General features: G+C 49.2%; 9 protein-coding genes. All 9 read left to right on the forward strand.

Features of this window, described 5'->3' with window-relative positions:
- Positions 1-263: 263 nt before the first annotated feature.
- Positions 264-1,553 carry an O-acetylhomoserine aminocarboxypropyltransferase/cysteine synthase family protein gene (locus BUB86_RS12340; RefSeq protein ID WP_073209962.1) on the forward strand — a complete coding sequence of 430 codons (1,290 nt, stop codon included), beginning with the start codon at positions 264-266 and terminating at the stop codon, positions 1,551-1,553.
- Between the two features lie 134 nt (positions 1,554-1,687).
- Positions 1,688-2,635, forward strand: coding sequence for a cysteine synthase A (gene cysK / locus BUB86_RS12345; protein WP_073209964.1), 948 nt, complete (start codon positions 1,688-1,690; stop codon positions 2,633-2,635).
- 181 nt (positions 2,636-2,816) lie between these two features.
- Positions 2,817-3,689, forward strand: coding sequence for an electron transfer flavoprotein subunit beta/FixA family protein (locus BUB86_RS12350; protein ID WP_073209965.1), 873 nt, complete (start codon positions 2,817-2,819; stop codon positions 3,687-3,689).
- A 5-nt stretch (positions 3,690-3,694) separates the two neighbouring features.
- Entirely contained in the window at positions 3,695-4,717 is a 1,023-nt protein-coding gene (locus tag BUB86_RS12355) for an electron transfer flavoprotein subunit alpha/FixB family protein (protein ID WP_073209967.1), read from the forward strand.
- A gap of 1 nt (position 4,718) precedes the next feature.
- On the forward strand, positions 4,719-4,904 hold the full coding sequence (locus BUB86_RS12360) for a hypothetical protein (RefSeq protein ID WP_073209969.1): 186 nt from the start codon (positions 4,719-4,721) through the stop codon (positions 4,902-4,904).
- A 6-nt stretch (positions 4,905-4,910) separates the two neighbouring features.
- Positions 4,911-6,641: an acyl-CoA dehydrogenase family protein gene (locus tag BUB86_RS12365; protein WP_073209971.1), complete on the forward strand. Its 1,731-nt coding sequence runs from the start codon at positions 4,911-4,913 to the stop codon at positions 6,639-6,641.
- 156 nt (positions 6,642-6,797) lie between these two features.
- Positions 6,798-7,604 carry an alpha/beta hydrolase-fold protein gene (locus BUB86_RS12370; protein WP_081373233.1) on the forward strand — a complete coding sequence of 269 codons (807 nt, stop codon included), beginning with the start codon at positions 6,798-6,800 and terminating at the stop codon, positions 7,602-7,604.
- Positions 7,582-8,034 carry an alpha/beta hydrolase gene (locus BUB86_RS12375; protein ID WP_073209975.1) on the forward strand — a complete coding sequence of 151 codons (453 nt, stop codon included), beginning with the start codon at positions 7,582-7,584 and terminating at the stop codon, positions 8,032-8,034. The genes BUB86_RS12370 and BUB86_RS12375 overlap by 23 nt, the downstream gene beginning before the upstream one ends.
- Positions 8,035-8,078: 44 nt before the next feature.
- Positions 8,079-8,378, forward strand: a 300-nt coding sequence (locus BUB86_RS12380; protein WP_139261599.1) for a leucine zipper domain-containing protein, incomplete at its 3' end; no start/stop codon positions are given.

The following is an 8,378-nucleotide window of genomic DNA, read 5'->3' on the forward strand; positions in this document are numbered from 1 at the left end:
ATTCTATTACGGGGCCTTTTAAAAGCCAATTTCGGAATATATTTCTTTATCGGCTGCAAATATAGGGATATTTTCTGAATTAAGCAAGAAATTTGGAAGATATTTCTAAAGTTCGTACCTTTGCCGTCGAAAACAAGTTTCGACAGCGAGTACAGGCGGCGCCTCAGCAATTCGAACAAGTTCGATTGCATTCGGCTTGCACTGTCCTTGCACCAAGAAAAAAAACAAATAATAACAATTAAATAAAAAGAAAGGATAAGATTATGAGTACAAAGAATTATCGTTTTGAGACATTGCAACTTCACGTAGGACAGGAACAGGCCGACCCAGCAACTGATGCTCGTGCCGTACCCATCTATCAGACTACATCTTACGTGTTCCGTAACTCACAGCACGCTGCCGACCGCTTCGGACTTCGCGATGCAGGTAACATCTATGGTCGACTGACCAACTCTACTCAGGGTGTGTTTGAGGATCGTGTTGCTGCCCTCGAGGGTGGTGTTGCAGGTTTGGCTGTAGCCTCTGGTGCTGCTGCTATCACCTACGCTCTGCAGAACATTGTTCAGGCTGGCGACCACATCGTAGCTGCCGATAACCTCTATGGTGGCTCATACAATCTGATTACCCATACACTTGCCACACAGGGCATCAGCAATACTATTATTAACGTAAACGACCTCGAGGCGCTGGAAGCAGCCATCAAACCAAACACCAAAGTGGTATATGCCGAGACATTCGGAAATCCAAACTCTGACGTGCTCGACCTGGAAGGCGTAGCAGCAGTAGCCCACAAGCACGGTATCCCATTCATCGTAGACAATACCTTTGGTACACCATACCTGATTCGTCCATTGGAGCACGGAGCCGACGTAGTTGTTCACTCAGCAACAAAGTTCCTTGGCGGACACGGAACATCACTTGGCGGAGTTATCGTAGACGGAGGAAAGTTTGACTGGAAGGCCAATCCCGATAAGTTCCCAACACTAGCCAAGCCCGATCCAAGCTATCACGGCATAGTTTTTGCTGATGCTGTTGGTGCAGCAGCTTATGTAACCCGCATCCGTGCCGTCATCCTGCGTGATACTGGTGCAGCCATCTCACCATTCAACGCATTCATACTGCTGCAGGGTGTTGAGACATTGAGTCTGCGTGTGGAGCGTCATGTAGAGAATGCGCTGAAGGTTGTTGACTTCCTAGCAAAGCATCCAAAGGTAGCAAAGGTTAATCACCCAGCACTCGAGAGTCATCATGACCACAAGCTCTATCAGAAGTACTTCCCTAATGGTGCTGGTTCGATCTTTACATTCGAGATTAAGGGCGGGCAGGAAGAGGCCTGGAAGTTTATCGATGCATTGCAGATTTTCTCTCTGCTGGCCAACGTAGCCGACGTGAAGAGTCTGGTGATTCACCCATACACCACCACTCACTCACAGCTCTCGCCAGAGGAACTTGCTGAACAGCACATCACACCAGCAACAGTACGCCTGAGCATTGGTACAGAGCACATCGACGACATCATCGACGACCTAAAACAGGCACTTGACAAGATCTAAAATGGCCCAAAAAGATGATATACCAAACATTTGGTATGAACAATGACATGATGGTGGGATTGCGAGAATAAAAAAAAAGTTGTACTTTTGCACCCAGAAACATAAAAGTTTAATATATAAAATGGTAAGGAATTATGAGTAAAATTGCAAAACAACTGACTGAGCTTGTGGGTAATACCCCACTGCTTGAGCTCAACAAGTATTCACAGGCAAAGGGCGTTGAAACCCCAGTAATTGCTAAAGTAGAGTTTTTCAACCCAGGCGGCAGCGTAAAGGATCGTATCGCCCTCGCAATGATCGAGGATGCCGAGGCTAAAGGAATCCTGAAACCAGACGCCACCATCATCGAACCAACCTCAGGAAACACGGGCGTAGGACTGGCACTGGTATCAGCCGTCAAAGGCTATCATCTTATCCTTACCATGCCTGAAACCATGAGCGTAGAGCGCCGCAACCTCGTAAAGGCCTATGGTGCTGAGGTTCGACTCACCTCTGGAAAGGACGGTATGCCAGGCGCCATCCGCGCTGCCGAGGAGTTACGCGACTCAATTCCAGGTGCAGTAATCCTGCAGCAGTTTGAGAACGGAGCCAACCCTGCTAAGCACTATGCCACAACAGGCCCAGAAATCTGGCGCGATACCGATGGAAAGGTTGACATCTTTATTGGCGGTGTAGGTACTGGAGGAACCATATCTGGTACTGGAAAGTTCCTGAAAGAGCAGAATCCAAACGTAAAGATTATTGCAGTTGAGCCAAAGTCAAGCCCTGTGCTGAATGGCGGTCAGAGTGGTCCTCATAAGATTCAGGGTATCGGTGCTGGATTCATCCCCAAGACATACGATGCAAGCGTTATCGACGAAGTATTTGATGTTGAGAACGATGATGCCATCCGCACAGGTCGTGAGGTAGCCCAGCAGGAAGGATTGCTGGTAGGTATCTCAGCAGGAGCAGCCCTCTACGCAGCCATCCAGGTGGCCAAGCGCCCAGAGAACAAGGGCAAGAAGATAGTAGTACTGCTGCCTGATACAGGCGAGCGCTATCTGAGCACAGTTCTCTATGCTTTCGAGGATTATCCACTATAAGAATAAATCAAAGAGAGAGATGAAAAAAGCCCGATGCTAGTTATGGCGTCGGGCATTTTATTGCACAAAATACCAGTTTTGTGCACATTTAGACTAATTTTGTGCATTTTATTTGGCTGTATGCATAAAAAGTAGTATTTTTGCAGCCGATTTTGAAATTTCATTCACATTATTAATAAATATGGCTTTAAAGATTGTTGTGCTGGCCAAGCAAGTGCCAGACACCCGAAATGTGGGTAAGGACGCAATGACTGCAGAAGGCACCGTAAACCGTGCTGCCCTACCCGCCATCTTCAATCCAGAAGATTTAAATGCCCTGGAGCAGGCCCTTCGCCTGAAGGAGCAGAACCCAGGCTCAACAGTAGGAATCCTCACGATGGGCCCTCCACGTGCAGGCGAAATCATCCGTCAGGGACTTTATCGTGGCGCAGATACAGGCTGGTTGCTCACCGACCGTCTCTTCGCTGGTGCTGATACCCTCGCTACATCTTACGCACTGGCTACTGCCATCAAGAAGATTGGCGATGTAGACATCGTGATTGGTGGTCGTCAGGCTATCGACGGTGATACCGCTCAGGTAGGTCCTCAGGTAGCTCAGAAACTGGGTCTCAACCAGGTAACTTATGCTGAGGAGGTTCTCTCAGTAAAGGATGGTAAGGCAACCATCAAGCGCGTCATCGACGGTGGTGTTGAGACTGTAGAGGCTCCTCTGCCTGTTGTTATCACCGTAAACGGAAGTGCAGCTCCTTGTCGTCCACAGAACGCTAAGCTGGTTATGAAGTACAAGCGCGCTACCTGCCCAATGGAGCGTCCTGCTGAGGGTACTGCTTACGACTATCTGTACGATGAGCGCCCTGAGCTGACACTGAACCAGTGGAGTGTTGCCGATGTTGATGGCGACGTAAACCAGTGCGGTCTGAATGGCTCGCCCACAAAGGTTAAGGCTATTAAGAACATCGTGTTCCAGGCTAAGGAGTCGAAAACTTTGACGGCTTCAGATGCTGATATTGAGGGTATGATCAAAGAATTGTTGGAAGAGAAAATCATTGGATAAGAGATATGAATAACGTATTTGTATATTGCGAAATAGAAGGTACTCAGGTACAGGAAGTATCTCAGGAGCTGCTGACCAAAGGTCGCAAGCTCGCCAATGAACTGAACGTAGAGCTCCACGCCATTGTTGCTGGTACAGACATCAAGGGTAAGGTTGAGGATCAGATTCTGCCTTATGGTGTTGACAAACTGTTTGTTTTCGACGCTAAGGACCTGTTCCCTTACACCTCAGCTCCTCACACAGATATTCTGGTTAACCTCTTCAAGGAGGAGCAGCCACAGATCTGCTTGATGGGTGCTACCGTTATCGGTCGTGACCTTGGTCCACGTGTATCATCATCGCTGACCTCTGGTCTGACTGCTGACTGCACAGAGCTGGAGATTGGTCCTTTCGAGGATAAGAAGAATAACAAGACATACGAGAATCTGCTCTATCAGATTCGTCCTGCATTCGGTGGTAACATCGTAGCTACTATCGTGAACCCCGACCATCGTCCACAGATGGCTACCGTTCGTAGCGGTGTTATGCAGAAGGCTCTGTACGAGGGCAAGGCTAAGGGTGAGGTTGTTTACCCAGAGGTAAGCAAATATGTTAGCCCTGAGGCTTTCGTTGTAAAGGTACTCGACCACCACGTAGAGGCTGCAAAGCACAACCTGAAGGGTGCGCCAATCGTGGTTGCTGGTGGTTACGGTATGGGTTCTAAGGAGAACTTCGACATGCTGTTCCAGTTGGCAAAGGTTCTGCATGGTGAGGTTGGTGGTTCTCGTGCCGCTGTTGATGCTGGCTGGTTGGATCACGACCGTCAGATTGGTCAGACAGGTGTTACCGTTCATCCGAAAGTATATATTGCCTGCGGTATCTCCGGTCAGATCCAGCACATCGCCGGTATGCAGGATTCTGGTATCATCATCAGCATCAACTCTGACCCCGATGCTCCTATCAACCGCATCGCTGACTACGTGATTGTTGGTACCGTTGAGGAGGTTGTACCAAAGCTGATCAAATATTATAAGCAGAACTCAAAATAAGATGAAAGCTTTAGATTACTTCCTCATTGTCTGCATGATTGCGCTACTCTGTGTAGCCTATTATTTGGTTACAATAGACCATTTTAAAACCGCTGGCATAATAAACCTCTGTGCTTATGTTGGTAGCGTTGTTTTAAGTGCAAGAATAGGAGGAAGAATATATAAGAAGAATCAAGAAAACAAATAAGAAATTATGGCAAACTATTATAGCGATCATCCTGAGATCGGGTTCTACTTGAACCACCCCCTGATGGCTCGTATTGTCGAGTTGAAGGAAAAAGGTTTCGCTGATGCGAAAGAATATGACTACGCTCCCGTTGACCTGGGCGATGCCATCGAGAACTACAAGCAGATTCTCGACATCACTGGCGACGTGGCTGCCAATATCATCGAGCCAAACTCTGAGAGCGTTGACCTGGAAGGTCCACACCTCGAGAACGGCCGTATGATCTACGCCTCTAAGACTTACGAGAACCTCGACGCCACCCGCAAGGCTGGTCTGTGGGGTGTAAGTATGCCTCGCCGTTACGGCGGTCTGAACCTGCCTAACGCTGTATTCTCTATGCTCTCTGAGATGATTTCAGCTGCTGATGCTGGTTTCCAGAACATCTGGAGCCTGCAGAGCTGTATCGACACTCTGTATGAGTTCGGTTCTGAGGAGCAGCGCCAGAAGTACATCCCACGCGTTTGCGCTGGTGAGGGTATGAGTATGGACCTGACTGAGCCAGATGCTGGTTCTGACCTGCAGCGTGTGATGCTGAAGGCTACCTTCGACGAGAAGGAGAACTGCTGGCGTCTGAATGGTGTGAAGCGCTTCATCACCAACGGTGATAGTGACATCCACCTCGTGCTGGCTCGTTCTGAGGAAGGCACAAAGGACGGACGTGGTCTGTCAATGTTCATCTACGACAAGCGCCAGGGCGGTGTTGATGTTCGTCATATCGAGCACAAGTTGGGAATCCATGGGTCACCTACCTGTGAGCTGACCTATAAGAACGCTAAGGCAGAGCTCTGCGGTAGCACACGTCTGGGTCTAATCAAGTACGTTATGGCACTGATGAACGGTGCCCGTCTTGGTATCGCCGCTCAGTCAGTAGGTGTTGAGCAGGAGGCTTACAACGAGGGTCTGGCTTACGCTAAGGAGCGTCAGCAGTTTGGTGATAAGATCATCAACTTCCCTGCCGTTTACGATATGCTCTCTCGCATGAAGGCTAAGTTGGACGCTGGTCGTTCACTGCTGTACGAGACAGCCGCTTATGTTGATATCTACAAGTGCCTCGAGGACATCGAGCGCGACCGCAAGCTTACTCCAGAGGAGAAGCAGGAGCTGAAGAAGTACCAGCGTTTGGCTGATGCCTTCACCCCACTTGCCAAGGGTATGAACTCTGAGTATGCCAACCAGAACGCCTACGATGCCATCAGCATCCACGGTGGTTCAGGTTTCATCATGGAGTACAAGAGCCAGCGTTTGTTCCGCGATGCTCGTATCTTCTCTATCTACGAGGGTACCACACAGTTGCAGGTTGTTGCTGCTATCCGCTACATCACCAACGGCACTATGCTGAACAACATCAAGGAGATGGCTGCAAACCTCGAGGTTTGCGATTGCATGGCTGGTCTTAAGGCCCGCGTAGAGAAGCTCATCCCAGTTTACGAGGAGGCTCTTGCTAACGTGAAGGCTCTGGAGAATCAGGATGCACAGGACTTCCTCGCTCGTCGTCTGTACGATATGACTGCTGAGCTCGTTATGAGTCTGCTCATCATTCGCGATGCAAGCAAGGCACCTGAGCTTTTCAAGAAGAGTGCTAACGTCTATGTTCGCATGACTGAAGAGGATGTTCTCGGTAAGTCTGCTTACATCAAGGCTTTCCAGGTTGAGGACCTCGAGAACTTCAAGGCAAACGACGAGGAGACTGCTGAGTAAGCAATCCCCCCAACGCTATCATAAATAGAGCATCCTGCATAAGGGTGCTCTATTTTATTTGTTAATCTTCATAAACTATCGCTCGCCGCATTTTACTTTTTGCCCTCTCGGGTGTCAAACGAGTAAAATAATAAACCTAACAATTGTTATAAACTTATGAAGAAAACTCTTTTATTAATGGCAGCTTTCGTGGCTGTATCGGCAAGCGCCCAAGTAACTGAAGACTTTAAGCCTGCAAGTACTAATCAGGAGGGAAAACAGTATCCCATGGTAAATTCACAGCGCATGGTTCGCGCTCAGATTTCGGCCCCCGAGGCTAACAGCGTTAAGCTCGACATCGGTGGTGTGAAGTACGAGATGAAGAAGGATGCTAACGGTGTGTGGACTGGTGAGTCGGCTCCACAGGACGAGGGCTTCCACTACTATCAGCTCAACATCGATGGTGCCTCAGTACCCGATCCAGGCAGCAAATACTATTACGGAGCCAGCCGTTGGGGTAGTGGTATCGATATCCCTGCCGCCGACGAGGATTTCTATACCGTCAAGAACGTGCCTCAGGGCTCTGTTAACGAGGTTTACTACTATTCATCAGTAACCCAGCAGATGCGTCACGGCTATATCTATCTGCCCGCCGAGTATTATGCCAACCCCACTAAGAAGTTCCCAGTACTCTATCTGCAGCATGGTATGGGCGAGAACGAGACCGGTTGGGGCGCTCAGGGTAAGACAGGTATCATTATGGATAACCTCATTGCCGCCGGCAAGGCCGTGCCTTTCATCATCTTCATGGACAATGGTTTGAACGCCCGCAAACCAGGCGAGCAGCCTATGGGCTTTGGTGGTCCTCGTCCAGGCGGTCCACGTCCACAGGGTCCACGCCCAGCAGGCGGTCAGCGTCCTCAGGGAGCAGGGAGCACCTCAGGGTGGTCAGCGCCCCCGCATGAGCGGAGCCGACTTTGCTAAGATGGCCCGCCGCATGGGAGGTGCTTTCGAAGAGGTACTCATCAAGGATATCATCCCCATGGTTGAGAAGAACTATCGTGTGATTGCCGATGCCGATCATCGCGCCATGGCAGGTTTGTCGATGGGTGGCATGCAGACCCACGGCATCACCCTCAATAATCCCAAGACCTTTGCTTACGTAGGCATCTTCAGTGGTGGTACCATTGGTGCCGACGAGCTCACCGACGTGCCCGATTTCAAGGCCACCAACAAGGTGCTGTTTATGAGTGCCGGTGGTAAGGAGAAGGGCATGGCCGAAGGCGAGGGTAGCGTCATCAACGCCGCCGAGGGTCTGAAGAAGATTGGTATCAACGCCCACTCATACATCTCACCCGAGACCGCTCACGAGTGGCAGACCTGGCGCCGCAGCCTCTACCAGTTCGCCCAGTAGCTTGTCTTACCCTGAAAAACGTTGAATCAAAAAAACGTTTTAAAATGGATAAAAATGAAGAGTCAAATTTGTTAGAGTTGCAAGAGATGGCGCTGAAGCACAGAAGCGCCAAACACCATGCCACTTATGAACAAAAAAGCATGATTGTTAGACAATATCTTCAAAATCATGTTCCGGTAGCACAATTAAGTAGAGATTTTGGCGTTTGTACATTAACCATCCATAGATGGATTAATGCTTTTGCAAGCGGTAAGATGAAGATACCTCCAGAAAAAAGCAATGGAACTTCAGATATTAAACAAAATCCGCCTAATATGTCAAAAAAGAGTCTAAAGCCAGTTGAG

The sequence above is a fragment of the Xylanibacter ruminicola genome (genome assembly GCF_900142525.1).
Lineage (GTDB): Bacteria > Bacteroidota > Bacteroidia > Bacteroidales > Bacteroidaceae > Prevotella > Prevotella ruminicola_A.